This is a genomic window from Bordetella genomosp. 9, assembly GCF_002119725.1.
Taxonomy (GTDB): domain Bacteria; phylum Pseudomonadota; class Gammaproteobacteria; order Burkholderiales; family Burkholderiaceae_B; genus Bordetella_C.
This window is the reverse complement of the sequence record NZ_CP021109.1, coordinates 2478481-2503812: the sequence shown is the minus strand read 5'-3', so window position 1 is coordinate 2503812 and position 25332 is coordinate 2478481. Positions and strand designations below refer to the sequence as shown.

Genomic DNA, 25332 nt, shown 5'->3' with positions numbered 1-25332 from the left:
TGGGACATTCCACCGCGGATCCGGCTTCGCCGGTCCGCTGCGTCGCCCCCTTGAGGGGGAAGCGCGAAGCGCTTCGGGGGTGGGATAATCACGCATGGACAAAACCGCCGCAGTGACATCCCGCTCGTCACGTACCGACTTCATCGAACTTGCCATCCTTGCCTTGCCGCCGCTGTTCTGGGCGGGCAACTTTGTGGTGGGACGCGCCGCTCGCGGCGAGATCCCGCCCATGGCGCTGTCCTTCGGCCGCTGGGCGATCGCCTTCCTGCTTCTGCTGCCGTTCTCATGGGGCCCGATGCGGCGCGACCTGCGGCGCTATTGGGAGCATCGCTGGCTGCTGCTGCGCGTGTCGCTGGTCGGCGTGGCGGCCTTCAATACGCTGGTGTATCAGGGACTGCACACCACCACGGCCGCCAATGGGCTGCTGCTGAATTCCGTCGTCCCGGTCCTGATCGTGTTGTTCGGGGCTGTGTTCTACGGCCATCGGCTGCGCCTGCTGCAGGGCGTCGGGCTGGCCGTTTCCTGCGTCGGCGTCCTGACGATCATCGTGCATGGCGAATGGGCCCGTTTGATGGCGCTGCAGTTTTCCGGCGGAGACCTGATCGTCTTCACGGCCATGGCGTGCTGGGCGCTTTATACCCTGTGGATACGCGGGTTTCCCGCCGACATCAACCGGCTGGGATTGATGGGGGCGCAGATCTTCATCGCGGTGTGCGCGCTGCTTCCGCTGTGCGCCTGGGAAGCGGCCAGCGGTTTGCGTCCCACCTGGAGCACGGGATCGCTGCTGGCCTTGCTTTACGTGGGTGTCGTGCCGTCGGTGCTGGCCTACCTGCTGTACATGCAGGGCGTGGCGCGCGCCGGCGCGGCGCGCGCGGGGCTCTTCATACACCTGGTGCCGGTCTACGGGGCCGTGCTTTCCGTGCTGTTTTTGGGCGAATCCCTGCATGCGTACCATGCGGTCGGCATCGCCCTGATCCTGGTGGGGCTGGCCTGCTCCCGCGAAAGACGGTAACCGAACGGCGCGGACCCCGGCCTTGCCCGCAACGGCTGAACGCGCGCCCCGCCGCGACGGTATCATCCTCCTTTTCCGGGACGGAAAAGCCCTGGGACATTTGCGAGCCCAGGCGCGGTGCGGGGATACATCGCTATTTCCATTGCCCCGGATGCATGCATACAAGGAGAACACGATGATAGTCGCCCGTTTCCGCGGCCGTGCCCGCCGCACCGCTGCCGCCGGTCTGCTCGCGCTGGCCCTGGTATGCGCGCACGCCAATGCCGCCGATGCAGGCGGGGCGGCCGCGCTGCACGACAATTTCTTCTGGCTGGGCCAGTTCAACAAGGCATCGCTCGTGATGACCGTGGAACAAGGCATCGTGCCCCGGGATCTGGGCCAGAAGACCGCCCGTGCAGTGGCGCAGGTCATTGCGGAAGGCGACAAGCCGGGCGGCAAGCGCCCGGGCGACTACCTGCAACTGGAACCGCTGATCACGCGCATTGCCGGCCCCGACGCGACCCGCATGCATTCCGGCCGCAGCCGGCAGGACATTCTTGCCGCCACGCGCCGCGTCATGCTGCGTGACCGGCTGCTGGATCTGTACGCCGCGCTGAACCAGGCCCATGCCACCGTGAATGCGCTCGCCGAGAAGTATGCCGACGCAATCGTGCCAGCCTATACCAACGGCGTGCAGGCCCAGCCCACCACCTACGGCCACTACCTGCTCGCGTTTTCCAGCGTCCTGGACCGGGACGCCGCGCGCCTGCGCGAGACCTACGGCCGCGTCAACCTGAGCCCGCTCGGCGCCGCGGCGCTGGGCACGTCCAGTTTCCCGGTCGACCGCAAACGGCTGGCCGATCTGCTGGGCTTCGATGGCGTGGTCGAAAACGCCTACGACGCCGCGCAGTTCTCGCCGCTGGACGTCGGCGCGGAGGCAGCCAGCCTGGCCAGCACCATGGCGCTCAGCGTGGGGGCCTTCGTGCAGGACATCCACACGCAATATCAGCAGACCAAGCCGTGGCTGACGCTGCAGGAAGGCGCGCTGACCGGCACCAGCAGCATCATGCCGCAAAAGCGCAATCCGTCCGCGCTGAACGACCTGCGGCTGCAAGCCAGCCAGACGGTGGGCGAGGCAATGACGGCCCTGGTGGCCGCGCACAACGTGCCGCCTGGCATGCCGGACTACAAGCGCGAACAGGCGCAGGACGCGGTGGACGCGGCTACGGAGATGTATCGCAAGCTCGATGCGGTGTTGAGCGGCCTGTCCCTGGACCGCGATCGCGCGCTGGCCGAGGTCGACGCCGATTACTCGACCTCGACGGAACTGGCGGACGTGTTGCAGCGGGATGCCGACGTTCCTTTCCGCGTCGGCCATCATTTCGCGTCCGAGCTGGTCAACTTCGGGCGCAAGAACAACCTGAAGCCGGCCGACATTCCCTATCCCGATGCGCAGCGCATCTACACGCAAGCGGCCAAGGCGTCCAATATCAACGACGCCAAGCTGCCGCTGGACGAGGCGCGCTTCCGCCAGGTGCTGACGGCCCAGAATATGATCGCGTCCAGCAAAGGCCTGGGCGGTCCGCAGCCGGCCGAGGTGGCGCGCATGCTGGCCGGCGCCAGGGAAAAGCTGGCGGGCGACCAGGCCTGGCTGCAATCGGCGCGCGATCGGTTGAATGCGGCCCAGGACAACCTGGACCGGGCGTTCGACAACATCGCAAATCCGCCGCCCAAGAAGTAAATCCCTGCAAGCGGATGGCGCGGGCAAGCGCCGCCGCTGTCACTCAACGCAAGGCGCCGTTTCGAACGAAGCGGCGCTTTTGCGCTTTTTTGCCTTACCCAAGCTTTCATGTCCGCTACCGCACTTTCGCCGGGCCTGCCGGCCCCTCCAACGTTATCCCGGCACGCCGCCGATACCGTAAAACTCGCCGCTCCGCTTGCCGTCGCCCAGCTGTCGCAAATGGCGATGGGCGTCACCGACACGCTGATGCTCGGCATGCTGGGCCCCGCGCCGCTGGCCGCCGGCGGCCTGGGCGCCCAGTTCTACTTCGTCATCGTCACCCTGCTCGAGGGCGTGCTGTCTTCGGTAAGCATCACGGTGGCGCACGCCCTGGGCGCACGCGACGGCGGCCGCGTGCCGCGCATCTACTGGACCGGACTGCTGCTATCGGTGCTGCTGGCCGTGCCGGCCTTCGTGCTTTTATCCTTTACGGAAGCCATCCTGTTGCGTCTGGGAGAGCCGGCCGAGCTGGCACGCGACGTCGGCGTCTATACGAATGTCGTGCGCTGGGGCGCGTTCGCCAGCCTGATCGGCGTGGGAATGATGCGGGCCTTCCTGCCGGCGATCGGCGGGGCCAGGCGCCTGCTGTGGTTTTCGCTGGGCAGCGTGGGCGTCAACGCCTTGCTGAATTACGGCCTGATTTTCGGCGCCTTCGGCCTGCCGGCCATGGGTCTTACAGGCTCAGCAGCGGCCACCGCGATCACGGTATGGATCATGGCGATCGCGTTGCTAGGCACGCTGCACGGCAGCCGCCGTCATCGCGATGCCGTGCGCGCCGCTCGCGTGGATTGGCGCCTGATGGGCGAGCTTTTCCGCCTGGGCTGGCCCGTGGCCATTACCTACGGCGTGGAAGCCGGGCTGTTCCTCGCCACCGGGTTGATGATCGGCCTGCTGGGCGCAACGCCGCTGGCGGCGCACCAGATCGCGCTGAGCGTGACCTCCATGACGTTCATGGTGCCGCTGGCCCTGGGCCAGGCCGCCAACGTACGGGTCGGTTATTGGATGGGAGCGGGGCACACCCAGGCCGCACGGCATGCGGGCTTCGTCGCGATGGGGCTGGGCGCCGCCGTCATGGCGGTGACCGGGCTGGTGTATGCCACCGTGCCGCGCGCCGTTGTCGGCCTGTATCTTGCGCTGGACGATCCGGCAAACGCGGCGACGATCGCGATCGCGGCTTCGCTGCTGGGGGTCGCGGCCGTTTTCCAATTGGTGGACGGCATGCAGGCCGTATGCGCGGGCTGCCTGCGGGGCTTGCGGGACACCCGCGCGCCCATGCTCGCCGCCGTGTGCGGCTACTGGTGTATCGGCTTTCCCACGGGTTATGCGCTGGCTTTCCACGCGGGCCTGGGAGCGCCGGGGGCCTGGTGGGGGCTGGCCGCCGGCCTGGCGAGCGTCGCGTTATGGATGACGCTGCGCTTTGCGCGCATGACGCATCCGGGGCAGTGAGCGATCAGCGGGCCGGCGACGATCCGCCCCGCGCCAGGCACTGCTTCCAGCGCCCGTTCACGCGTTCGGCAAACCAGGCCGTCGTCAGGGGGCGGGTGATTTTCGGGCTCTGCAGCCGGATGCGGGGCAGCACGGCACGCGGCAAGGCGTGCCCGGCGGCGGCGTCTGCAATCTCGAACACGCGCCGGTACAGCGTCGTCTCCTCGAAATCCGGACGATCGCCCGCGCGCAGGTCCCGCCGGATGGCTTCCTCGCTCATGCGCAGGCGCGAGCGCAAGGCACGGATCGCGCGCTCGGTTTCGCCCGGTTCGGCGGACGTTTCGTTCAACACGTCGCCATCCAAAGCCAGCTTGATTCCGGTGGCCTGGCTCACCGCGTCCTGGAAGGCGGCGTTGCGGCTGGCGTACCAGCCCGCGTTGTAGTCGGCGAAGCGATACAGCATGGCATCGTAGCGGGCGGGATAGCCCAGCAGATGCATGGCGCCGAAGTACAGCCCGCCGCGGCGGGTAAAGACTTCTTTGCGCAGGCTCTGGCCCACCGGATAGGGGTAACCCTGGGCGTGGGACTGCGCGAAGTCCACGCTGACCTGCATTGGGCCGGCGGTGTGCACGGGGTTCAGGCCCCCAAAGAGCTGGCGTCCCATGGGCACCATGCCGATGAAGTCTTCGAACATATCGCTCAGCTCGCGCTCGGTGCGTACGGCATCCAGGCGCGCGCCGTAGCTTTTGCCATTGGGCGACTCGATGCGCAACGCGGCGTCGACCAGCATTCCGGGGATGTGCAACGATGCGGCGCGCCGGTCGATCTCGGCGCGAGCGATCCGCGGCAGCCCCGGCACGGCGGGGTCGGCGCGAAAGCCCGATTCCTGCTCGGTCACGGCGATGATGGCGCACAGGTTCTCGGGCGTCGCCAGGATCTCCTGCGTGGTGACGGCTACCTGGATATCGCGCGCCCAGCCCTCCGCATCGCCGACGCCCGGCGGCAGGCGGCGCACGATGTCGGCGCGGATGGCCTGCGGACTGGTGGGCGCTTCGGGCTGCGGCGCGCGGGTGGCGCAGCCCGCCAGGGCCAGCAGCAAGGCGATGCCGGCGGCGCGCCGCCATGGGAGGCGAGCGTTTGGCAGCAGCATCGGTGCGGGCATCGTTGGCGTCATGCGGGTTCCTTCGACGGGTTCGTGTCAGCCGGGCTGCCAGCCCAGGCCGAGGCTTTTCTGCAGCGATACGAAATCTTGCAGCAACTCGGCCTGGCCGGCCACCACGTCCTGCTGCGCCGCGAATTCGGCGCGCTGCGTGTCCAGCAGGTCGATCAGCGTGGCGACGCCGGCGGCGTAGCGTTGGCGGGTCAATTCCGCGGAACGGGCGGCGAAGTCCTGTACCTGCCGCAGGCGCACCAGATGCTCGCGTTGATGGCCGTAGCGGGACAGCGCAGTGTTGGCGTCCTGCAGCGCCGCCAGCACGGTGTGCGCATACTTGGCCTGGGCCTCGTCGCGCGCCGCTTCGGCCGCGCGTATGCCGCTGCGGGTGCGGCCGAAGTCGAGCACGTTCCACTGCAGGTACGGAATGCCGATCCAGGTGAAGTTCTCCTTGCGAACCAGATGGCCCAGTTCCGAACCGCTGAAGCCGATATCGCCGAACAGGGTGACCTTGGGGAAGAGATCGGCCGTGCGCTCGCCGATCTGCGCGTTGGCCGATGCCAGCCGCCGTTCCGCGCCGCGGATATCGGGCCGCTGTTTCAATAGCGAGGCGGGATCGCCGACGCGAACCTGGGCCGGCAGGGCAGGCAGCGGCCCCGCGGCGCCCAGCTCCTTGTCCAGCGCGCCGGGCTCGCGTCCGGTGAGCACGGCCAGCCGATCCAGCGATTCCGCGATCTGCGCATCCAGCGGCACCAGCGTGGCGCGCGTGGTGGCCACCTGCGTGGACAGCCGTTCCACGTCCACATCGGCCGCGGTGCCATGCTGCCGGCGCTGCTGGGTCAGGTCCAGCATGCGCTGTTGCAGCTCGGCGGAGCGCTGCGCCAGGCGCAGGCGCTGCTGCTGGTCGCGCAGGCTGATATAGGCCTGCGCCACCTCGGCGGCCAGCGAGACCTGGGCGTCGGCCAGATCGGCCTGTACGGCCTCGGCTTCGGCCGCTGCGGCCTCCACAGCGCGGCGGGTGCCGCCGAACAGGTCCAGCTCCCAGGATGCATCGAAGCCGGCGCTGTAGAACTGCACCGGCCCCCGGCCGGACGAGCCGCCGCCTTGTCCGGCCGGGTCGCCTTGTCCGGAGGCATCGCCGCCGGAACCGCCTTGCGACAGCACCGATGTATTGGGCGAGCGCGTGCGGATGGCGGCCAGCGTGGCCGAACTGGTCGGCATGCCGTTGGCGTTGGCCTGCTGCAGTTGCGCCCGCGAGGCTCGCAGCCGCGCCTGCGCCGCGTGCAGATCGGGATTGTGCGCAAGCGCCGCGTCGACCAGGGCGTTCAATTGGGGATCGTTCAACGCCCGCCACCATTGACTGGGGGCATGTCCGGGCGCGACGGCATCCTGGGGCGCGCGTACGAACGCGGGCTGCCGCGCCGCGTCCGGCGCGACCTCAGGGGCGCCGCGGTAGTCCGGGCCGACCGTGCAACCGGGCAGAATGAGTCCGCCGGCCGCGGCGGCGCAAAGCAGAAAGGACAGGCGGCGGAATGGCTTGTACATGGTTTGGATCAATGGCCAGCGCTGGGCGTATCGGCGCCGCGCGGCGTGCGCAGCAGCAGCGCCAGCGGCACGCAGGCCAGCAGGGCCAGCGCCAGCAGATAGAAGGTCTCGGAATACGTCATGACGGCGGCCTGCTGCTGGATCTGGCGCGCGAGCTGCGCCAGCGCGCGCATTTGCGAATAGGCCATGTCGCCGGTCTGCGCGAACCAGTTCGCCGCGCTGGCCGCGATGCGTTCCTGGCCGAGCACCGAATTGGCGCTGAGCGATTCGCGCAGCACGTCCGTATGAAAGGTGTTGCGCCGGTCGATGACGATGCCGATGATGGCCAGGCCGACCGATCCGCCCAGGTTGCGCGCCATGTTGTACAGGCCGGCGGCATCGCCGGACTCCTCGCGCGAGACCGCCGCCATCGAGGCCTGGTTCAGCGGCATCATCGCCAGCATCTGGCCGACGCCGCGCAGGAACTGCGAGCCGTAGAAATCGTGTCCCACGCTTTGCGCCGTCAGCCCGATGTCCAACAGGCAGCTACCGGTGAACATGAGCAGTCCGGCGATGACCAGGATGCGGAAGTCGACCTTGCCGAGCAGGCGCGGCAATATCGGCATCATCAGGAAGGCGGGCACGCCGGATACCAGCATTACGGCTCCCGACTGCTCGGCGTTGTAGCCGGCGATCAGGCTGAGGAACTGCGGCACCAGGTAGGAAACGCCGTACAGCCCGGCGCCCACGGCGAATACGATCAGTATCACGCTGGCGTAGCGCAGATTGCGCAGCAGGCTCAGGCGCAGGATGGGTTTGGGCGCCGTGAACTGCGATATCGCGATCAGGGCGAAGCCCGCCAGGGTGACCGCGGTCAGGGTCACGATCATGTGGGAGTCGAACCAGCGCTCGCGCTGGCCTTCCTCCAGCACCACTGTCAGGCTGCTCAAGCCGATGGACAAGCCCGCGATGCCGACCCAGTCGGCCTTGAGGAAATCCATCCAGCGCGGTTTTTCCGCGGGCAGCCCGCCCAGCAGCAGCGCGACCAGCGCCACGCATACCGGCAGGTTGACGAGAAAGCACCAGCTCCAGCTGACGTTTTCCGCAAGCCACCCGCCCAGCACCGGCCCCAGCAAAGGGCCAAGCAGCACGATCAGGCCGAACATCGTCATGCCGACCGGCAGCTGGGAGCGCGGCAGGCGCGTGCGGATGATGGTCTGCGCGGTGGGGATCATCGCGCCGCCGGTAAAGCCCTGGCCGATGCGGCCCACGATCATTTGCGTCAGGCTGTGCGACAGGCCGCACATCACCGAGAAAAGCGCAAACAGCACGGCATTGCCGAGCAGGAAATTGCGCAGGCCGAAGACGCGCGTCAGCCAGGCCGCCAGGGGGATCATCACGATCTCCGACATCAGGTAGCCGGTGGAGATCCAGGTCCCTTCCGTACCGGTCGCGCCGATCGACCCCTGGATCTGCGGCAAAGCCGAATTGGTGATCGAGATGTCGAGCGTCGCCATCAGCGCGCCCAATGCGCCGCCGGTAACGGCAATCCAGTCCGCGGCGCTCGCGCGTTCCGCCTGCGGTGAGGAATCAGCCATTGCGCGTGTCGACTTCCGCCGTTACGGAAAGCCCGGGCAGGAGCAGGGCGCGCGTGCGGGCGTCCGCCTGCACGCGGATGCGGACGGGCACGCGCTGCACGATCTTGGTGAAGTTGCCCGTGGCGTTCTCCGGCGGCAGCAGCGCGAATTGCGCGCCGGTTCCCGGGGCGAAGCTGTCGACCACACCGTGCAGGTCGGCGCCGGGCAGGGCGTCCACATGCAGCGTGACGGGCTGTCCGGCCCGCATGCGGCCGATCTGCGTTTCCTTGAAGTTGGCTTCCAGATAGACGTCCTGCACCGGCACCAGCGTCATCATGCGCGTGCCCGGCTGCACGAACTGGCCGACGCGTACGGTGCGGTCGCCGACAGTGCCGGCCAGCGTGGCGCGCACCACCGTGTCTTGCAGATCAAGGCTGGCCTGACGGGCGCTGGCGCGTGCGGCGGCCAATTGGGCCTCGGCCTGTGCGATCTGCGCGGTGCTGACGGCGATCTGCGCCCGCGCGGCGCGCACCGCCGCTTCGTTGGCCGCCTGGGTCGCCAGCGCCTGGTCGCGCTGATTGGTGAGGTTGGCCAGCCGCTCGCTGGTTTCGGCGCCGGTCGCCGCCAGCGGCCGATAGCGCTGCACCTCGGCCTGCGCGTGCTGGGCGTTCAGCCGCGCCACGCGGGCCTGCGCCTCGGCCTGGGCCACGTTGGCGTTCTGCTGTTCGATCTCCGCCCGGGCGCGCGCGATGTCGGCCTCGCGCGCCGCGATCGTGGCCTGGGCCTGGTCCAGCGCGGCCCGATACTGCCGGTCGTCCAGGCGCACCAACGGATCGCCGGGCTGGACCGCCTGGTTGTCGGCCACGTAGACCTGCGTCACATAGCCGCTGACCTTGGGAGCGACGGTGACGCTATCGGCCTGCAGATAGGCGTCGTCCGTGCTTTCGATGAAGCGTCCCACCAGCCACCAGTGCGCGCCCCACGCCAGCGCGGCGATCAGGGCGGCAAGGCCTGCGCCCAGCACAAACAGCCGCCTGCGTGAGCGGGGCGTGCCGGCCGAGGCCGGGCCGGCCGGCTTGCCCGGAACCGCGCCCGGATGGGTAACGGCGGACGCGGCGGCGCCCGTTGCGGAAGGGGAAGATGAGGAAAGGGAACCAGGAGAGGCGGACATGTGGCGTTGGATTTTTAGCGATCGGAATATTTTTATCGAGCGCTAGAAATTTATCAAGTGTTATATTTTCGGGCGGAGAACACCATGACGGAAGCCAAGCGCGCGCGCCGGCCGGCTGGCAGCGGTTATGCCCGGGGCGACGAAACCAGACTCAGGATCATCGAGGCCGCCATCGAGCGTTTTGGCGAAGCCGGTTTCGATGGCGCCTCCACCCGCGATATCGCGGCGCGGGCGGGGGTGAACGCGCCCGCGCTGCAGTACTACTTCCAGAGCAAGGAAGGCCTGTACCGCGCCTGCGCCGAACACATCGCGGAAGATGTCCGGCGGACTTTCGATCCCGCCATCGAGCGGGCCCGGCAGCAGTTGCAGGCGGACCATGCGCCCGCCGATGCGCTGATCGACGCCTTCACCGGCATCCAGGACGCCATGGCCGAACGCATGTTCAATCCGTGCGGCGGTCCGGATCTGCGCCTGTTCTTCGCCCGCGAGCAGGCGGGCCACGAGCCGCCCATCGCCAGCGACATCCTGCAGGAGCGGGTGCGCAAGCCGCTGAACGAGGTCTGTACGGCCCTGGTCGCGCGCATTTGCGGTACGGCCGCCAACGATCCCAGGACTGTGGTGCGCGTATTCACGCTGCACGGCCAGCTGCTGATCTTCAATACGATCAAGCGCGGCGCGCTATCGCTGCTCGGTTGGCAGAATGTCGACGCATCGCGCGCCGAGCTCATCAAGGAAACCGTGCGCGAACAAACGCGCACTTTGCTGCGCATGTGGGCCGGCGCGCAGGGTGGGGGTTCGGCGCGACGCGGCGCCGGTGTTGCCGTCAAGCGGGCGCCCCGGCCCAGGCAGTGACGCCTCGCTGCCCGCGCCGCACCGGCGCTGGCATCACCGTTGCGGCCGGAACATGCGGCGCGAAGCGCCGGCGTACGCTTCGATGGCCCGCAGACGGCTTTCGCGCAGATCCACGATGCGTTCGGGATACCCCCGGGCCTCGCGCTGCGCCGCCGCGGGCGCGTGGATCGCGTCGTCGTCCAGTCCGGCAAGTTCGGGCAGCCAATGCCGCAGGAACCGGCCGCACGGGTCGAACTTGCGCGACTGCGTTTCGGGATTGAAAACGCGGAAATAAGGCGCGGCGTCCGTGCCTGTGGATGCGCTCCACTGCCAGCCGCCGTTGTTCAGCGCCAGATCGCCGTCGATCAGATGCGCCATGAACCAGGCTTCCCCCTTGCGCCAATCCAGCAGCAGGTTTTTGCTGAGGAACATCGCCGTCATCATCCGCAGCCGGTTGTGCATCCAGCCCGTGGCGCGCAGTGCCGCATCGCGGCGTCGATGATGGGAAACCCCGTGCGCCCGTCGCACCAGGCCTGGAAGTCGTCGCCGGCATCGCGCCATGGCACGGCGTCGGTTTCGGGCCGCATGGGCCGGTGCATGGACAGGGCAGGGTGGGCGGCAAGCAGATGCAGGTAGAACTCGCGCCATAGCAATTGCGCGATCCAGGCCCGGATGCCGGCACGGCCGCTGTCCAATTCGCCCTGGTTGGCCGCAAGGGCCGCGCGTAGGCAGGCCCCGGCGGAAATCACGCCCGCGGCCAGATACGGAGACAGCCGGCTGGTGCCGTTCCGGCCGGGGAAATCGCGTTCCTCCGGATAGTGATCGATCCTTTCGTCGATGAATGCGGCCAGCCGATCCGCCGCCACGTCTTCGCCGGCCGGCCACTGCGCGCGCCGGGCATCGTGTGCATCGTCATCGGCTGTCGTCCGGTCCAAGCCTGCCAGCATCGCGGTCAGGCCGGGCAGCGGATCGGCGGGCACGGACATCGGCGGTTGCGGTGCGGGCGGCACGGCCCGCGCCGGCAGGGCGGCTGCCAGCCGATCGCGGCAGATCCTTGCGAAGGGCGTGTAGACCTTGTAGCACTCGCCCTTGCCCGTGACGACAGATCCGGGAATCAGCAGCGTGGCGCCGTGATGGACGCGCCACGTGATCCCAGCCGTGGCGAGCTTGCGGGCGACCGCGTCGTCGCGCCGGCGCTCATTGATGCCCCATTCGGCATTGAGGTGGACCGATTGCACGCCATGCCGTTGGCAGAAGGCGGCGATCGCCTCGGGCGCTTGCTCCCAATCGCGCGTGACGACGATCTTCAGCGGCACGTGCAGGTCCGCAAGCCGTTCGCGCAAGGCAGCCAGATGCCGCAGCCAGAAATCGATCTTGGCCGGCGCGTCGCCATGGCGGCGCCACTGGTCCGGCGCGGCCGCATACAGGGCCAGCGCCGGCCCGTCTTCCATCGCGGCCGTCAGTGCCGGATTGTCCTGTACGCGCAGATCGGTGCGAAACCAAATCAGGGCCGGCATGCGTGCCGATCATCCGGTGCAGCGTTCAACCGCCGCGGCGGGCCGCTTCGATGGCCGCGATGTCGATCTTGGTCATCGTCATCATGGCTTCGAAGGCACGCTTGGCGGCGGCGCGGTCCGGATCGGTAACCGCTTCGGTCAGCGCGCGCGGCGTGATCTGCCAGGAGATGCCCCATTTGTCCTGGCACCAGCCGCAGGCGTTCGGCCTGCCGCCGTTGTCCACGATCGCATGCCAGAATCGGTCCGTCTCGGCCTGGTCGTCGGTGGCGACCTGAAACGAGAACGCCTCGTTGTGTTGGAAGACGGGTCCGCCATTCAGACCCAGGCAGGGAATTCCCATCACGGTGAACTCGACCATCAGGACATCGCCTTCCTTGCCTGATGGATAGTCGCCGGGCGCGTGATGGACAGCCGTGACTTCGCTGTCGGGAAACGTTTGAGCGTAGAACCGGGCGGCTTCCAGGGCGGCGCCGTCGTACCACAGGCATACGGTGTTCTTGCTTGCCATTCTGCTTCTCCCGGAGTCATCGGTGCCAGACGTTGTACCGCGTAAACGCGGCGGTGGGAACCTCGCGGTTCGCAGGCGGATGCACGGCTTCGGCGTTGCGCATGCCGGCGGACGTTCAAACGGATGATGGGGCCTGCGGCGGGATGCGTTCGATCGCGGCCGTCAGATCGTCCGTGTGCACCATCAGGTCGCGGACCTGGCGCAGCGTGGGGTATTGATGGAGCACCGCGTGCCAGCGCGGCGATTCCAGCAATTCCCGCCACAGCGGCGCCAGACAGCCGCGGTCCGAGGGTTCGCCTTGGGCCAGTCTGCACGCAAAGGCGACGCTCGGCGGCGCCGATAACAGCTGCATCCGGCTGGCCGCGCCAAGCAGGCGCGGGGCGGGGTCGGCGGGCGCATCGCAGCAGTAGAGCACCCGTTCGCGCAGTTCCGCCGCCGCGGCGCCGAGTGTGCGCAGCGACGCGCCGCGCAGGCGGACGACGCCTTCGCGGGTCTGGAATGCGTAAACCTCGCGGTCGTCGGCCTGCGCAAGCAGGCGCAGTCCTCGCAGCAGACGGGGCAGGTCCGTGGTGGCGGCATCCGCCGAGGCCTTGGCTTCCACAAGCAGGCAGATGTCCCAGAGCGGCGTGTCGCCGGCGCCGCCGGCCCGCCGCAACAGGACGACGTCCCATTCGCTTTTGGCGCGGTCGCGCTCGCCCCGGATGGCGGCCGGCACGCGCATTGACGTGACCGCCCGATACGCCGCCGGCATGTCTTCCGCCTGCGCCAGCCGTTGCGCCAGCGACGCGATGGCCTGCGTCGCCAGGGCCTCCACCGCGGCGCCACGCTGCTGCGAGGCTATGCCATGGGCGGCGGCGCTCGCGCTTCCGGAGCGCGGGCCCTGGCGTTCCCACAGCGACCGGTATCGGCGGACCTGCGCATCCGGCGCCAGGTCATGCAGCCTTCGCAGGCGCTCCAATGCCGGGCTGTCGAGCAGGCGCGCCAGGCTGGGCTGCCGCGGCAGCGTATCACTCTGCGCGCGGCCCCCGAGCGTCATCAGCCCTCGCGCCGTGTCGGCCAGCGCCGGCCAGTCGCCGGCCGCCGCGCTTGCGTGCAGGCGCGCCAGCGCCTGCCGGTGGTCCTCGGACAGCGAGGGCAGGGGCCGGGCGGGGTGGGCGACCTTGTTGACCGCCGCGCGCACCGAACGGCGGTCCGCGTCGGCATGGGCGGACAACGATGCGTATTCGCGCACCTGGGCGAACCGGTGCCGCAGCACCATGGCCTGGAAAACGGGATCGCCGGCGTCGGTTCGCATCGCGTCTTCGATCATCCTGGCCAGCGCGTCGACAAAGCGGCTTTGCGACGCCTCGTCCGGTACGCCGCCCGCCGCAAGGGTCCGGCGGGCCTGTTCGATGGTCAACGCCACGGTTGCGGCCGCCCCCTCCTGTCCCGGTTTGGGCGGCACGGCTTCCATGGCGGGCAGCCGATACCGCCGCGCGACCCTGTGAAGCGTCTCGGCGAGCAGGGGCGGCGGCAGGGAAGGCGCTGAAGGCGGCATCGCGTGCGTCGGCATGGGGGGGACCCGGGTAGACCGCTACTTTAGCGGGCTTGCGGCTGCGCCATGCAACCCCGACCGCCATTAACCATATGTATCGACCGGTACGCGCGGTGATTCCGGGCAATGCAGCCGCTGTTAGACTGACCGCTTGCCGAAGACAAAGAAACCATGGACGCCACTCCTCCCTTTGGCGCCGTCCAGGACGGCGTTCGTCCCGCACCCATCTACCGCTTCGCCGATTGGACCTTCGACACGCGGTCGCGGGTGCTGCGCCGGCCGGACGGCCTGGAGGTTGTGCTGACGGGCGCCGAATGCGATGTATTGCTGGTTTTCCTGACGCGTCCCAACCAGGTGCTGACGCGCGAACAGTTGCTGCGGTGGACACGCGGGCGCGACGCCCGGCCGTACGACCGGACCATCGATGTGCAGCTCAGCCGCCTGCGGCGCAAACTGGGGGATACGCCCAAGGCGCCGGCGATGATCAAAACCGTGCGCGGCGGCGGCTACCAGTTCGTCGCCAGGGTGCAGCGCGAAGGCGCGTGACGCCGCGGCGGCAAGGCGTGGCGCCGTCGCCATGGCATCGCGGCGGCTGTCGCATGGCATACTCTGCCGTCCGTCGGCGTCCTCGCGCCAGCCTGGATTCGCTTGCAGTCGCCGCCGGTACGATTTCCGATATCCGCCTCGCTTTCAGGAACACACATGCCCATCATCAAAGTCGAACTGCTTGCCGGCCGCAGCGAAGATCAGAAGCAGGCCATCGCAAAACGCTTCACCGAAGTCATGAAGGAAGAGGCCGGCGTCAAGCCGGAGAGCCTGCACATCGTCTTCCATGACGTGCCGGCAAGCGATTGGGCGGTGGCGGGCCAGTTGGTGAGCAAACGCCAGAACGGATAGGGCGGGGCCGAGATGGACGTACACGCCACCTTGCGCGATGCGACGCGTGACCGGCATGAGCGTCTGGACCGGTCGCTGCGGATCGCCTCGCCCGAGGCGACCTATGAAGACTACATCGCCTATCTTGCGGCGCTGTGCGGATGGCTGCAGCCATTGGAAGCGTCCTTGTGGGCGCGCCCCTGGCCGCCCGCATTGCAGGCCGCGCGACGCCGCGACAAGGCGGCGCGCATCCAGCGCGATTTCGAGGCAGCAAGGGCGGCGGGCATGCGGGTGCCCGCCGTGCCGATGTGCCCCGCATTGCCCGACGTGACGGGTTCGCAGGCCTATGCGCTGGGCGTGATGTACGTGATCGAAGGGTCTCAGCTCGGGGGCCGGATGATGGCCAAGCGGTTCGCCGCGGCATGGCCGGCGCACCGCTTTCACTACCTGGACGGCTATGGACCCGATCTGGGCGCGCTTTGGAAGGACTTCACGTCCTTCCTGGCGTCGGCGCTACGCGGTCCGGAGGACGTGAACCAGGCCGTGGCGGGCGCCTGCGATGCTTTCGATACCTTGACGGACTGGCTGCGCCGCCAGGGGCAGTAGCTCTCTGGCAGGCAAGGCGGGAGCCTCCCGGGCGGCACTCTGCGGCCTGGCGCAAGCGCGCTACGAGAGTGCGCCGGGGGCCGCCGTCAGTCCGGCATCGTGCAGCATCGTGCGCAGGCGCTCCAGTTCATAGGGTTTCTGCACGAACGACAGCCGCGCGCCGGCCGGCATATCGTTCCCCACGTCGATGGCGCCATACCCGCTGGCGACGATGATCGGCAGCCCGGGATGTTCCTGCGCCAGCCGGCGCACAAGCTCGCTGCCCGGCATGTCGGGCAGTCCCAGATCCACGATGGCCGCGCCGATGCCGCCGGACTTCATGGATGCCAGCGCCGCTTTCGCGGTGTCCGCTTCCACCACCTCGAAACCGTATCCGGTCAGCGCGTCGGTGGTGAGCATGCGCACGAGTTCGTCATCCTCGACGAGCAGGACGGTGGAGGTCCGGGTCGTGGACGCCGATTGCGCGGCCTGGGCCGGTTGCGCGGGTTGCGCGGGTTGCGCCGTTTGCGCCGGCAGAACGGCAGGCGCGACCGGTGCCGTTTGCGCCGCGGCGCTGTCCGCCGGGTGCCGGTACAACGCATCCTGCCCGAACGTGGGGCCGCTGTCTGCAGCAGATTCCATCGGTGCGGCGCCGTCCCGGGCAAAGCCGCCATCGTCCAGAATCGTGCGCACGCGCCGCGCCAATTCCGTGTAGGTAAAGGGCTTGGGAATCAAGGCCACACCCGGAGGCAGCTGCCCGCCATGGGTCAGGCGGCCTTCGGCGTAGCCGGACGTATACAGCACCCGCAGCCCGGGCCGCGCACGCCGCGCGGCCTCGGCCAGATCGGGCCCGTTGAATCCCTTGGGCAAGCCAACGTCCGTGAACAGCAGGGCGATCTCCGGATGCGCGCGCAGGCATTGCAATGCCGACGCGGCGTCGCAGGCCTGGTGAACCGTGTAGCCCAGTTCCGCCAGGACGGCCGCCGAATGCGCGCGCACGGCCTCGTCGTCTTCCACGACCAGGATGGCTTCGCCTTTGGCGGCAGGCAGGGCGGCGTCGGCGGAGCCTTCGCCCGCTTGCGCCTCGACGCCGGTGTAGCGCGGCAGATGCAGATGGACCGCCGTGCCCACGCCCACGGTGCTGTCGATGGCGACGTGCCCGCCCGATTGCTTGACGAACCCGTAGACCTGGCTCAGGCCCAGGCCGGTTCCGACGCCGACGTCCTTGGTCGTGAAAAACGGCTCGAATACTTTTTCCAGGATCTCCGGCGCAATGCCGGTGCCCGTGTCGCGGATGCTCACGCGCACGTAGTCGCCGGGCGCCACATCGATGGGGCAGGGCGGCCGCCCGTCGAACACGACGTTGCGCGTTTCGATGACGATCTCGCCGCCGCCCGGCATCGCGTCGCGCGCGTTCACCGCCAGGTTCAGGAGGGCGCTTTCCATCATGTGCGGATCGACGTGAATGGGCCAGACGTCGGCCTGCAGGTCGCTGCGCAGATCGACGTGCTCGCCCAGCGTGCGCGTGAGGATTTCGGCGGTGGCGGCGATCAGCGTGTTGACGTCGATGCGTCGCGGCTGCAGCGGCTGGCGGCGCGCGAAAGCCAGCAGCCGCTGGGTCAACGCCGCGGCGCGTTGCGCGCCCTGTTTGGCATGCTGCAGGGCCAGGGCCACCCTGTGCGGATCGTGCGGCTTGCCGGATTCCTCGGCAAGCTGGCGCTCCAGCGTTTCGAGGTTGCCCAGGATGACGGTCAGGAAGTTGTTGAAGTCGTGCGCCACGCCCCCGGTCAGCTGGCCGAAGGCTTCCATCTTCTGGGCTTGCCGCAGCTGTTCCTCCACGCGCGTGCGGGCCGCTTCCGCGTCGGCGCGCTGCCGCATCTCGTCAAGCAGGCGCTCGTTGGTCTGCATGAGTTCGGCGGTGCGCGCGAGCACCATGTGCTCCAGTTCGTCGCGCGCGAGCTTGGCATCGGTGACGTCGACATTGATGCCGGTCAAGCCCTGGAACTGGCCGGCATGGTCCACGCGCGGCACGGCGCGGCAATCGAGCCAGCGCAGACGTCCGTTGGCGTCCACCGCGCGCGCTTCCTGCTCGAAGGCGGCGGCATCGCGGATGGCTTTGTCGAACGTTGCGCGCATCATCGGCAGATCCGGAGGATAGATGATGCGGTGCCAGCCCGCGCCCAGCATGGCGTCGCTGCTTTGGCCGAACATGACTTCGAAATGGCGGTTGACGAAGGTGACGGCGCCGGCCGCGTCGGTTTCCCAGATCAGGGCCGGCGCGCTGTCGGCCAGCGCGCGGAAGCGGGCCTCGCTGTCACGCAGCGCGTCCTCGGCCAGGCGGCGCGCGCGCCGGTCTTCGGCCTCGGACATGGCCCGGCGCGCCGCCGCGCCCAGGCGGTCCAGCCGCTGTTTCAGCACGTAGTCGGTGGCGCCCGCCTTCAGCGCCTTGACCGCCAGGTCTTCGCCGATCACGCCGGATACGAAGATGAACGGCACTTCCGGCTTTTCGGCGACCGCGATCAGCAGCGCTTCCCAGCCGTCGATGTCCGGCAGGGAGAAGTCGCATACCACCAGACAGACGTCGTCCGACCCCAGCGCCTCGATATACGAGCGCTTGTCGTGCACGCGGCGTATCGGGGTGGCGGGCAGGGACTCGGCCAATTGATGGATCATCAATTCGGCGTCGAGATCGTTGTCCTCGAGCAGCAGGATCAAGACGGCTCCTGGGCGTCATTGGCGGCGCCGCCCCGCCTGCGCGGCGGCGGCGGCTGGTTGAGAATGGCCCAGAACATTCCGAGATTGCGGATGGCTTCGAAGAACTCGGAAAATTCGACGGGCTTGACCACGAAGGAGTTGACGCCGGACTGGTAGCTGCGCACCAGGTCCTTTTCCTCCTTCGACGAGGTCAGCATCACGATGGGGATCTGCTTGTGGTCGGCATCGGACTTGATGCGCGCCAGCACTTCCAGGCCGTCCACCTTCGGCAATTTCAGGTCCAGCAGGATGACGGCCGGCTCGCCGGCCGCCCGGCTCGCGTAATCGCCGCGGCGATACACGTAGTCCAGCGCCTCGGCGCCGTCGCGCAGCACGATCACCTGATTGGCGATGTTGCACTGCTTCAGCGCCGTGAGCGTCAGTTCGATGTCGTTGGGATTGTCTTCGACCAGCAGAATCGGCCGTAGGTCGTTCATTGTCTTTTCCATACTGGCGCGTCTATTGGCCGGGCAGCGCGAAAGAGAATTTCGCCCCCTGGTCGATGACGCCTTCGCCCTTGATCCAGCCGCCGTGCTTTTCGACGATGCGCTTGCACAGCGCCAGGCCGATGCCCGTTCCTTCGAAGTCTTCGACACGGTGCAGGCGCTGGAATACGCCGAACAGTTTGCCGGCATACGCCATGTCGAAACCCACGCCATTGTCGGCAACCGTGAACACGGTGAATGTACCGCAATTCTCTCCCGTGACCGTCACGATGGGCTGGGCACGGCTGCTCGAATATTTGACCGCGTTCTCGAGCAGGTTGTACCAGACCTGGCGGATATATTGCGGGTCGCCCCAGGCGCCAGGCAGGTCCCCGATGCGCCACTGGACGGTCTGCCGCGGCAGCGACATTTCCACCGCCTGCCTTACCTCCGCCACCAGCTTGTTCATGTCGAGCATCGTGGGGCTGAGCGCAGCCCTGCCCATATGCGAAAAGCGCAACAGGTCGTCGACCAGGCGCCCGGCCGTTACCGCCGCCCGCATGATGTTGTCGATATACCGGCTGGACGTGGCGTCGAGCTTGTCGGTCTCGCGCCGCTTCAGCAGTTCCGCGAAGCCCGCGATGTGCCGGAAGGGCGCGCGCAGATCGTGCGACACCGAGTAGGAGAAGGACTCCAGCTCCACATTGCTGCGCTGCAGCTGCTCGCTCAAGGCGGCGCGTTCCTCCGCGCGCTTCAGGATCAGGTTGACGACCACGGTGCGGAAATCGCCAAGCGCATCGATCTCGGCACGGCGCCATGGCGCCGCGCGGCCGCGGACTTCCTCTTGCCACAGTTCGAACGACTTGCGCGGATGCAGGCGCCCCGAGACAGGGTCCATCGGCTTGCGGGGATCGCCGCGCCATTGGACCGTCCGGACGATCTCCGGCCGGAACCACAGCAGATAGCCCATGTGCAGCCCCGAAATGGAGGCCGCGGCCAGGCCGCTGGCGACGTCGGAAAACGGGCCCGCCCCGGGCCACTCCAGCGCCAGGCGGTCGGTGTGGTAAAGCTGTTCGATGCCGCGCTCGTCCAGCCATTGCGCGATCTGCCTGATCTGGGCGTCCGTGGGCGTTTTGCCTACCGTCTGAACCTCGTCCTGCCAGACCAGCGCCGCGCCGTCGGCATCGAGCAGGCGCGTCCATGCGGACGACCGGTGCATGAAGCCGTCGCGCAGGGAATCGGCGCGGGACAGCAGCTCGACCAGTTCGATCTCGATTTTCTTGAGTTCGATGCGGTGGGCGTGATCGGCGATGCGCTCGTGCGCGCCGATGTGGTGCGCCGCGATGCGGCCCAGGAATTCGCTGGCGGCGCGGATTTGCGGTCCGACCAGGCGGGGCTTCGCACTGTGGCAGGAGATCAGTCCCCACAGCTTTTCGTCGATGACCAGCGAGACCGACATGGACGCCAGCGTGCCCATGTTGCGCATGTATTCCAGGTGAACGGGAGAGACGCTGCGCCAGTTTGCCGATGTCAGGTCCACGGGTTCCTGCGCGGGACCGATCAGCGGCGGCGACAGGGGCACGGGCTGGTAATTGGCGTCCGGAATCAGGCGGATTCGATTCTGGCAGTACAGCGCACGCGCCTGCGCCGGGACATCGGCCGCCGGGAAGCGATGGCCGAGGTACGAAGGCAGGACGCCGTTGCCGTCCTCGGCCAGGACGGTGCCGTTGCCGTCCGCGTCGAAACGGTAGGCGAGCACGCGGTCGAAGCCGGTCAGGCGGCGCATCTCGCGGACCGCGCGATCGAGGATGGGCTCCGGCGCTCCGGCGGGCTGGATGTCGTCCAGCAGATCCCGCAAGCGCGGATAGAGGGCATCGAGCGTCGTGCCCTGGGTGTCGCCGTCCGGTTCGAATTCCAGCAGCAGGCCTTGGGCGGTGCGCGAGCCGGACACGTGCATACGGCTTGCGCCGATCGATATCGGCGCGGAAAAGCCGTTGTCTTCTCCGGCGGCCCAGTGTTGCAGCCGCTCCAGGACCGATCCCCATCCCGGCCCCGCATTGTGCGGCAGCGGCCGGCCCGCCTGCAGTCGTTCGCCGAGCATGGCTTCGGCGTTCGCGCTGCGGGTGAGCACGCGCAGGTCGTCCGCCGCAAGCAGGACCAGCGCGGCAAATGGCTGGATGGCGCCGGGGATGCGGATCGGCTCTTCGGCGCAGCGGTCGAGATCGTGCTGGGTCACTGCGGGAGCGTCATGTTGCGGCACCGGAGAACTTCCCTTGTTGCGTGGCGGTGGAGGAGCCGCGCGTAGGATAGCACCGGCCTTGCTGGTGGACGCCGTATTCCTGAAAGACCTAAATACAAAGAACTATCTAGAAGTATCAAGCTGTAGATGTTCTAAAAAGCCACGTGCGCCGATGTTGCTATAGTGGCGGCCATGGAGACGACAGGGCAGGGGCGGCAACAGCCCCCGTATGGGAGGGACAGGGAAATGGCCCAAGCCACGGGCGGACCGCGCAATGGCGCGGCGTGCCTTGTATCGGAAGAGCAGGAGCTGGATTCCCGCAGAGCCTGGCGCATCGCGATCATGGCGCTGATTTGCCTGGGCATGTCCTTTGGCGGCCCATTGATTTCCACAGTGGGCCTGAAAACCATTGCAGCAGATATGGGCGGCGCCCGTTCGGTGCCCGCACTGGGCAGTTCCCTGGCATGGCTGGGATCCGCGGTAGGCGGCATCCTCATGGGGCGGCTGGCGCACCGCTTCGGCATACGCTGGACCGTGATAGGCGGCGCGGCCTCGGTCTTCGCGGGACTGGCCGTATCGACCATCGGCGAACCGTGGGCCCTGTACCTGGGGCATGGCGTGTTGATCGGCCTGCTGGGCATTGCGGGGCTGAACGCGCCGCTCTACGTCTACGTCAGCCACTGGTTCGTGCGGCGCCGGGGTTCGGCGCTGGCGCTGCTTTCCAGCGGCAACTACATCGCCGGCATCGTGTGGCCCGTGGTGTTCGAAACCACGATCGCGCGTTGGGGCTGGCGCGCCACCATGGTCGGCTACGGCCTGCTCGAATTGGTCGCGGTCGCATGCCTGGCGGCATTCTTTCTGCGGCCGGCGCCGGCCAGCCCTCCGCCCGCCGCTACCGCCCAGCACGGCCGCGCGGGGCATATCTCGGGCTTGCGGCCCAATACCGTCTTCATCATGCTGGCTGTGGCGGGCTTCCTCTGTTGCGTGCCGATGGCGATGCCGCAAGGCCACCTGGTCGCGCTGTGCAGCGATCGCGGCCTGCCGGCCACGGTCGGCGCGGCGATGCTGTCCGTATTGCTGGGCGTCGCCTTTCTCAGCCGGCAGGCGTGGGGACTGGTCTCGGACCGGATCGGCGGCGTGCGTACCGCGCTGATCAGTTCCTTCATGCAGATGGTCGCGGTATCGGGCTATCTGTACGTTCAGCAGCAGTTCGGACTGTTCGCGGTCTCGATCGCCTATGGGCTGGGGTTCAGCGCCTTGATTCCGGCCTACGTGCTGGCGGTGCGCGAAATCTTTCCGCCCAGCGAGGCCTATTGGCGCGTCCCGGCAACCCTGCTGATGACGGGCTCCGGTATGGCGGCCGGCGGCTGGCTGGCCGGCTTTCTGTACGACCGCTACGCCAGCTACGATGCCGCGTTCATGCTGGGCGTGGCGGCCAACCTCGTGAACCTCGTTCTGCTGGCCACGCTGACGCTGCGGCTGCACGGCGGCATGCGCGTGCCCAGCCCGGGGCGGGCCTGACGGCGTTGCGGCGGCGGGCTGCGGTACCCTTGTGGCATGAAGATCCAACTGCTTTCCGACCTGCATCTTGAGACCAACGCCGATTTCCAGCCGCAGCCGGCCCCTGGCGCGGATCTGTTGATTCTGGCGGGGGACATCGGTTCCTATCAGCCCGGCTCTCGTTTGGCGGACGACGACTTTGGCCTGGGGCGGTTTTCCCCGCGCAACGGCTGGCCGGTTCCGGTCGTGTATCTGCCCGGCAATCATGAATACGATGCGCTGGATTTCGATACGACCCACCGGCGCCTGCGCGAGCTGTGCGACCAGCTCGAGATTCAGTGGCTGGAGCGCGAGACGCTGATCATCGAAGGCGTCCGCTTCGTGGGCACGACGCTATGGACGGATTTCGACGCGCTGGCCGCCCCGGGCGACACGCTGACGCAGGTGCTGCGCAAACGGGGCAAGGCGTTCCGCGCCGCCAATTTCTATCTGGAAAAAGCCGGGACCGTTCGCAACGGCGAGCCTTTTCTGGCGGAAGCCCTGCGCGAACAGGGACTCGCCTGCCAGGCCTGGCTGCGCGAGGCGCTGGAGGCGCCCTTCGAAGGGCCGACGGTGGCCGTTACGCATTTCGCGCCCACGCTGTCCAGCGCCGATCCGCGCTATGGCGTCACGCCCGGCACGGCGGGCTTCTGCAATGCGCTGGATGACCTGCTCCCGCGGGCGGACCTGTGGCTGCATGGCCATCTGCATCGCCAGTTCGACTACGTGCAGGACGGCTGCCGCGTCGTCGCCAACCCCCTGGGCTATGCGGGCAAGGGCGAGCAGGAAAACTTCAAACCCACGCTGACGCTCGACCTGGACGGCCTGGGCAAGCGGCCGGCGCGCAGCCACGGCGCCTCCGATCATTCCACCGTGGCCGGAGACTGACGCGCGACGCCGCGCCAGCGCGCCTGACCGCTGCATACTCTCGTGACTGCGGGAAAGGTGGACACGCTTTTCGCGGCACGTGCGCGTCCGCTTCAGGCGGGCGCCGACTGCCGCAGTGTCCTGACCAGCAAAGCCCACAAGCTGTCTACCGCCCTTGACCCGCGCGATTCGCGGCTTCTGTAGACCGCAACTTCCATGGGTTCGAGCGGGCCCAGGTTCTCGTCGCGTCCCAGGATGCGCAGATGCTTGGGCGTGCTGCACTGGGTCAGCGCCGCGACGGCAAGGCCGCTCTCGACCGCGGCGATCTGACCGGCGATGCTGGAGCTGTTGTAGACGACTTTGTAGCGGCGCCCTTGCTGCGCGAGTGAATGGATGGCGCTGCGCCGCGCCAGACTTTCGCTTTCGTAGACGGCGATCGGCAGGGGGTCGCGGCGCCACAGCTCGAATTGCGGGGCGCCGACCCAGACCATGGGCTCATGAAACAGCAGCGTCCCGCGCCGTCCGTGATCGCGGGAAACCAGGGCGATGTCCAGTTCGCCCTTCGCGATGCGGGGGATCAGCGAGGTCGACTGCTCGCAGATCAACTCGATTTCCACCCCGCTATGCTGGGGAGCGAATCGTCGCAGCACCGGCGTCAGGTACTTCTCCGCATAGTCGTCGGGCACGCCGAGCCGGACCCGGCCCGTAAGCTGTTCGCGCCGCAGCGCGACTTGGGCTTCGGCGTGCAGGTCGAGGATGCGGCGGGCATAACTGAGCAGCGTCTGGCCGTCTGGCGTGAGTTCCAGCCTGCGGGAATTGCGGTCGATGAGCCGCAGCCCCAGCGTGCTTTCCAACTTCTTCAGCTGCATGCTCACGGCCGACTGCGAACGGTGGACTTCGGCCGCCGCGCTCGACAATGAGCCGGCATCGACGACCGCTACGAAGCACCGCAGCCAATCCGTTTGCAGGTCACGATGTCTCATCGATTTCAAGTTTCGATTCTCGAATGGATTCCATTCGAATTATGCGCTTTTCGCACTGTCTGTTCGAACGCAGAATTGGGACATGAACGCGAAACAGCATGTCGACCATCCAAATACCGGCTTTATCACGCCGCGCATGGCCAGCGGCGTGTTGCCCTTCCTGCTTGGCAACGCGCTGCTCGGGACGATTGGCGTGTTTGTGGACAACGCCCGGGCCGATCCGTTGACGGAAACGTGGTTCCGCTGCGCATTCGGTTTGGCCGGGATGACAGCCTGGCTCATGCTGCGCCGGCAAATGGGTTATCTGCGATTTATGCGCGCCACCGGCCCGTGGGTGCTTACCGCCGGTTCGCTCATGGTGCTTGCCTGGAGCTTGTTCTTCGCCGCCTTGGATCATTTGTCCGCCGGCGTCGCCATCGTACTGTGCAATATGCAGCCGATGTGGGTGCTGCTCCTGGGTGCTTTGTGCCTTAAGGAACCGATCGACAAGCGACGCATGGTCGCGGCCTGGGCGGCGATGTCCGGTCTCGTGCTGGCGGCCGGAATCGTCGAGCATCCCGCGGGCAACGGTGATGGCGCCAATTACTGGCTTGCTGTCGCCCTGTGTCTTTTCGCCGGGGTCTGCATGGCCTGTGTGACCATCATTGCGCGACGGCTGCGCGGTCTGCCCGCAGGCGTGCTGGCCTGGTGGCAATGCGCGATCGGCACCCTTGCCGTTTGGGTCTGGCCAGCCCAGCAGGGATGGCCGCAGTGGGGGGCTTCATGGGGTTGGCTTGCGGGGTTGGGGATCATCCATACGGGCCTTGCCTATACGTTGATGTACAGCGGCATGGCGCATCTGAAAACGGATCGCATTGCATTGCTCCAATTCACGTATCCGGCCGTCGCGCTCGCCATCGACTGGATCTTTCTGGATCAGCGTTTGAGCAGCCTGCAGCTGGCGGGCATTGCGGCAATGGCGGCCGCGATCTGGTTTACCGAGCGCGCGTCCCGGCGCGGCGCCGGGCGATAACACGCGGGCTCGCGGGCAAGGTCAGGGAGAAGGGCGCTTGT

Annotated in this window: 20 protein-coding genes and 1 pseudogene; 10 read left to right on the top strand and 11 right to left on the bottom strand. The window is 67.8% G+C overall.

Going from position 1 to position 25332, the window contains the following annotated elements:
* The first annotated feature begins 94 nt into the window (after window positions 1-94).
* The 3 genes from CAL13_RS11525 (at window position 95) to CAL13_RS11515 (ending at window position 4217) form a co-directional block, all read left to right on the top strand.
* Window positions 95-1012: a DMT family transporter gene (locus CAL13_RS11525; RefSeq protein WP_086072464.1), complete on the top strand. Its 918-nt coding sequence runs from the start codon at window positions 95-97 to the stop codon at window positions 1010-1012.
* A 175-nt stretch (window positions 1013-1187) separates the two neighbouring features.
* Window positions 1188-2732, top strand: coding sequence for an argininosuccinate lyase (locus CAL13_RS11520; RefSeq protein ID WP_086072463.1), 1545 nt, complete (start codon window positions 1188-1190; stop codon window positions 2730-2732).
* A 108-nt stretch (window positions 2733-2840) separates the two neighbouring features.
* The gene (locus CAL13_RS11515; RefSeq protein WP_086057520.1) at window positions 2841-4217 is read left to right on the top strand and encodes an MATE family efflux transporter; all 1377 of its coding nucleotides are present in this window, start codon (window positions 2841-2843) and stop codon (window positions 4215-4217) included.
* 4 nt (window positions 4218-4221) lie between these two features.
* Here CAL13_RS11515 and CAL13_RS11510 read toward each other — a convergent pair whose 3' ends face one another.
* The 4 genes from CAL13_RS11510 to CAL13_RS11495 are packed head-to-tail and all read right to left on the bottom strand — an operon-like array spanning window position 4222 to window position 9621.
* Window positions 4222-5370 (bottom strand): DUF1615 domain-containing protein, encoded by a 1149-nt coding sequence (locus CAL13_RS11510; protein WP_269768165.1) that lies wholly within the window; start codon window positions 5368-5370, stop codon window positions 4222-4224.
* Between the two features lie 24 nt (window positions 5371-5394).
* Complete coding sequence (locus CAL13_RS11505; RefSeq protein ID WP_086072461.1) at window positions 5395-6894, bottom strand: efflux transporter outer membrane subunit; 1500 nt, start codon at window positions 6892-6894, stop codon at window positions 5395-5397.
* An 8-nt stretch (window positions 6895-6902) separates the two neighbouring features.
* Entirely contained in the window at window positions 6903-8471 is a 1569-nt protein-coding gene (locus tag CAL13_RS11500; RefSeq protein WP_086057517.1) for an MDR family MFS transporter, read from the bottom strand.
* A complete protein-coding gene (locus tag CAL13_RS11495; RefSeq protein WP_086072460.1) occupies window positions 8464-9621 on the bottom strand; it encodes an HlyD family secretion protein in 1158 nt (385 codons plus the stop codon). The genes CAL13_RS11500 and CAL13_RS11495 overlap by 8 nt, the downstream gene beginning before the upstream one ends.
* A gap of 84 nt (window positions 9622-9705) precedes the next feature.
* Here CAL13_RS11495 and CAL13_RS11490 point away from each other — a divergent pair, with 84 nt between their 5' ends.
* Entirely contained in the window at window positions 9706-10473 is a 768-nt protein-coding gene (locus CAL13_RS11490; protein ID WP_086072459.1) for a CerR family C-terminal domain-containing protein, read from the top strand.
* 33 nt (window positions 10474-10506) lie between these two features.
* Here CAL13_RS11490 and CAL13_RS11485 read toward each other — a convergent pair.
* From CAL13_RS11485 to CAL13_RS11475, 3 genes and pseudogenes are all read right to left on the bottom strand, one after another.
* Window positions 10507-11903: pseudogene (locus CAL13_RS11485) on the bottom strand (cryptochrome/photolyase family protein).
* A 91-nt stretch (window positions 11904-11994) separates the two neighbouring features.
* Window positions 11995-12477 carry a VOC family protein gene (locus CAL13_RS11480; protein ID WP_086072458.1) on the bottom strand — a complete coding sequence of 161 codons (483 nt, stop codon included), beginning with the start codon at window positions 12475-12477 and terminating at the stop codon, window positions 11995-11997.
* Window positions 12478-12592: 115 nt separating this feature from the next.
* Window positions 12593-14029: a 3-deoxy-D-arabino-heptulosonate 7-phosphate synthase gene (locus CAL13_RS11475; protein ID WP_086072457.1), complete on the bottom strand. Its 1437-nt coding sequence runs from the start codon at window positions 14027-14029 to the stop codon at window positions 12593-12595.
* Window positions 14030-14182: 153 nt separating this feature from the next.
* On the opposite strand from CAL13_RS11475, the gene CAL13_RS11470 reads away from it, so the two are divergent.
* From CAL13_RS11470 to CAL13_RS11460, 3 genes are all read left to right on the top strand, one after another.
* Window positions 14183-14557 (top strand): winged helix-turn-helix domain-containing protein, encoded by a 375-nt coding sequence (locus CAL13_RS11470; protein ID WP_086072456.1) that lies wholly within the window; start codon window positions 14183-14185, stop codon window positions 14555-14557.
* A gap of 156 nt (window positions 14558-14713) precedes the next feature.
* Window positions 14714-14908 (top strand): tautomerase family protein, encoded by a 195-nt coding sequence (locus CAL13_RS11465; protein WP_086057510.1) that lies wholly within the window; start codon window positions 14714-14716, stop codon window positions 14906-14908.
* A 12-nt stretch (window positions 14909-14920) separates the two neighbouring features.
* Window positions 14921-15493 (top strand): biliverdin-producing heme oxygenase, encoded by a 573-nt coding sequence (locus CAL13_RS11460; RefSeq protein WP_086072455.1) that lies wholly within the window; start codon window positions 14921-14923, stop codon window positions 15491-15493.
* A 60-nt stretch (window positions 15494-15553) separates the two neighbouring features.
* Here the strand turns inward: CAL13_RS11460 and CAL13_RS11455 are convergent, their stop codons facing one another.
* From CAL13_RS11455 to CAL13_RS11445, 3 genes are read right to left on the bottom strand one after another with little or no spacing between them, the layout of a single operon-like run.
* Window positions 15554-18187, bottom strand: a complete 2634-nt coding sequence (locus CAL13_RS11455) for a response regulator (RefSeq protein ID WP_086072454.1) — start codon at window positions 18185-18187, stop codon at window positions 15554-15556.
* Window positions 18184-18663, bottom strand: a complete 480-nt coding sequence (locus CAL13_RS11450; protein ID WP_086059401.1) for a response regulator — start codon at window positions 18661-18663, stop codon at window positions 18184-18186. The genes CAL13_RS11455 and CAL13_RS11450 overlap by 4 nt, the downstream gene beginning before the upstream one ends.
* A 22-nt stretch (window positions 18664-18685) precedes the next feature.
* The gene (locus tag CAL13_RS11445) at window positions 18686-20887 is read right to left on the bottom strand and encodes an ATP-binding protein (RefSeq protein WP_086072453.1); all 2202 of its coding nucleotides are present in this window, start codon (window positions 20885-20887) and stop codon (window positions 18686-18688) included.
* A 249-nt stretch (window positions 20888-21136) separates the two neighbouring features.
* On the opposite strand from CAL13_RS11445, the gene CAL13_RS11440 reads away from it, so the two are divergent.
* The gene (locus CAL13_RS11440) at window positions 21137-22411 is read left to right on the top strand and encodes an MFS transporter (protein WP_157664860.1); all 1275 of its coding nucleotides are present in this window, start codon (window positions 21137-21139) and stop codon (window positions 22409-22411) included.
* Window positions 22412-22447: 36 nt separating this feature from the next.
* Entirely contained in the window at window positions 22448-23317 is an 870-nt protein-coding gene (locus CAL13_RS11435; RefSeq protein ID WP_086072451.1) for a metallophosphoesterase, read from the top strand.
* Between the two features lie 92 nt (window positions 23318-23409).
* Here the strand turns inward: CAL13_RS11435 and CAL13_RS11430 are convergent, their stop codons facing one another.
* Window positions 23410-24279 (bottom strand): LysR family transcriptional regulator, encoded by an 870-nt coding sequence (locus CAL13_RS11430; protein WP_086072450.1) that lies wholly within the window; start codon window positions 24277-24279, stop codon window positions 23410-23412.
* Here CAL13_RS11430 and CAL13_RS11425 point away from each other — a divergent pair.
* Window positions 24164-25291 carry a DMT family transporter gene (locus tag CAL13_RS11425; RefSeq protein ID WP_332459875.1) on the top strand — a complete coding sequence of 376 codons (1128 nt, stop codon included), beginning with the start codon at window positions 24164-24166 and terminating at the stop codon, window positions 25289-25291. The two genes, CAL13_RS11430 and CAL13_RS11425, sit on opposite strands and share 116 nt — an antisense overlap.
* Window positions 25292-25332 lie beyond the last annotated feature (41 nt).

Excerpts from the sequence above, each read along its gene's own strand:
- CAL13_RS11525 (WP_086072464.1), top strand. The coding sequence starts at position 95 with ATGGACAAAACCGCCGCAGTGACATCCCGCTCGTCACGTACCGACTTC.
- CAL13_RS11520 (WP_086072463.1), top strand. The coding sequence starts at position 1,188 with ATGATAGTCGCCCGTTTCCGCGGCCGTGCCCGCCGCACCGCTGCCGCC.
- CAL13_RS11515 (WP_086057520.1), top strand. The coding sequence starts at position 2,841 with ATGTCCGCTACCGCACTTTCGCCGGGCCTGCCGGCCCCTCCAACGTTA.
- CAL13_RS11510 (WP_269768165.1), bottom strand. The coding sequence starts at position 5,370 with ATGACGCCAACGATGCCCGCACCGATGCTGCTGCCAAACGCTCGCCTC.
- CAL13_RS11505 (WP_086072461.1), bottom strand. The coding sequence starts at position 6,894 with ATGTACAAGCCATTCCGCCGCCTGTCCTTTCTGCTTTGCGCCGCCGCG.
- CAL13_RS11500 (WP_086057517.1), bottom strand. The coding sequence starts at position 8,471 with ATGGCTGATTCCTCACCGCAGGCGGAACGCGCGAGCGCCGCGGACTGG.
- CAL13_RS11495 (WP_086072460.1), bottom strand. The coding sequence starts at position 9,621 with ATGTCCGCCTCTCCTGGTTCCCTTTCCTCATCTTCCCCTTCCGCAACG.
- CAL13_RS11490 (WP_086072459.1), top strand. The coding sequence starts at position 9,706 with ATGACGGAAGCCAAGCGCGCGCGCCGGCCGGCTGGCAGCGGTTATGCC.
- CAL13_RS11480 (WP_086072458.1), bottom strand. The coding sequence starts at position 12,477 with ATGGCAAGCAAGAACACCGTATGCCTGTGGTACGACGGCGCCGCCCTG.
- CAL13_RS11475 (WP_086072457.1), bottom strand. The coding sequence starts at position 14,029 with ATGCCGACGCACGCGATGCCGCCTTCAGCGCCTTCCCTGCCGCCGCCC.
- CAL13_RS11470 (WP_086072456.1), top strand. The coding sequence starts at position 14,183 with ATGGACGCCACTCCTCCCTTTGGCGCCGTCCAGGACGGCGTTCGTCCC.
- CAL13_RS11465 (WP_086057510.1), top strand. The coding sequence starts at position 14,714 with ATGCCCATCATCAAAGTCGAACTGCTTGCCGGCCGCAGCGAAGATCAG.
- CAL13_RS11460 (WP_086072455.1), top strand. The coding sequence starts at position 14,921 with ATGGACGTACACGCCACCTTGCGCGATGCGACGCGTGACCGGCATGAG.
- CAL13_RS11450 (WP_086059401.1), bottom strand. The coding sequence starts at position 18,663 with ATGAACGACCTACGGCCGATTCTGCTGGTCGAAGACAATCCCAACGAC.
- CAL13_RS11440 (WP_157664860.1), top strand. The coding sequence starts at position 21,137 with ATGGCCCAAGCCACGGGCGGACCGCGCAATGGCGCGGCGTGCCTTGTA.
- CAL13_RS11435 (WP_086072451.1), top strand. The coding sequence starts at position 22,448 with ATGAAGATCCAACTGCTTTCCGACCTGCATCTTGAGACCAACGCCGAT.
- CAL13_RS11425 (WP_332459875.1), top strand. The coding sequence starts at position 24,164 with ATGCTCACGGCCGACTGCGAACGGTGGACTTCGGCCGCCGCGCTCGAC.
- CAL13_RS11430 (WP_086072450.1), bottom strand. The coding sequence starts at position 24,279 with ATGAGACATCGTGACCTGCAAACGGATTGGCTGCGGTGCTTCGTAGCG.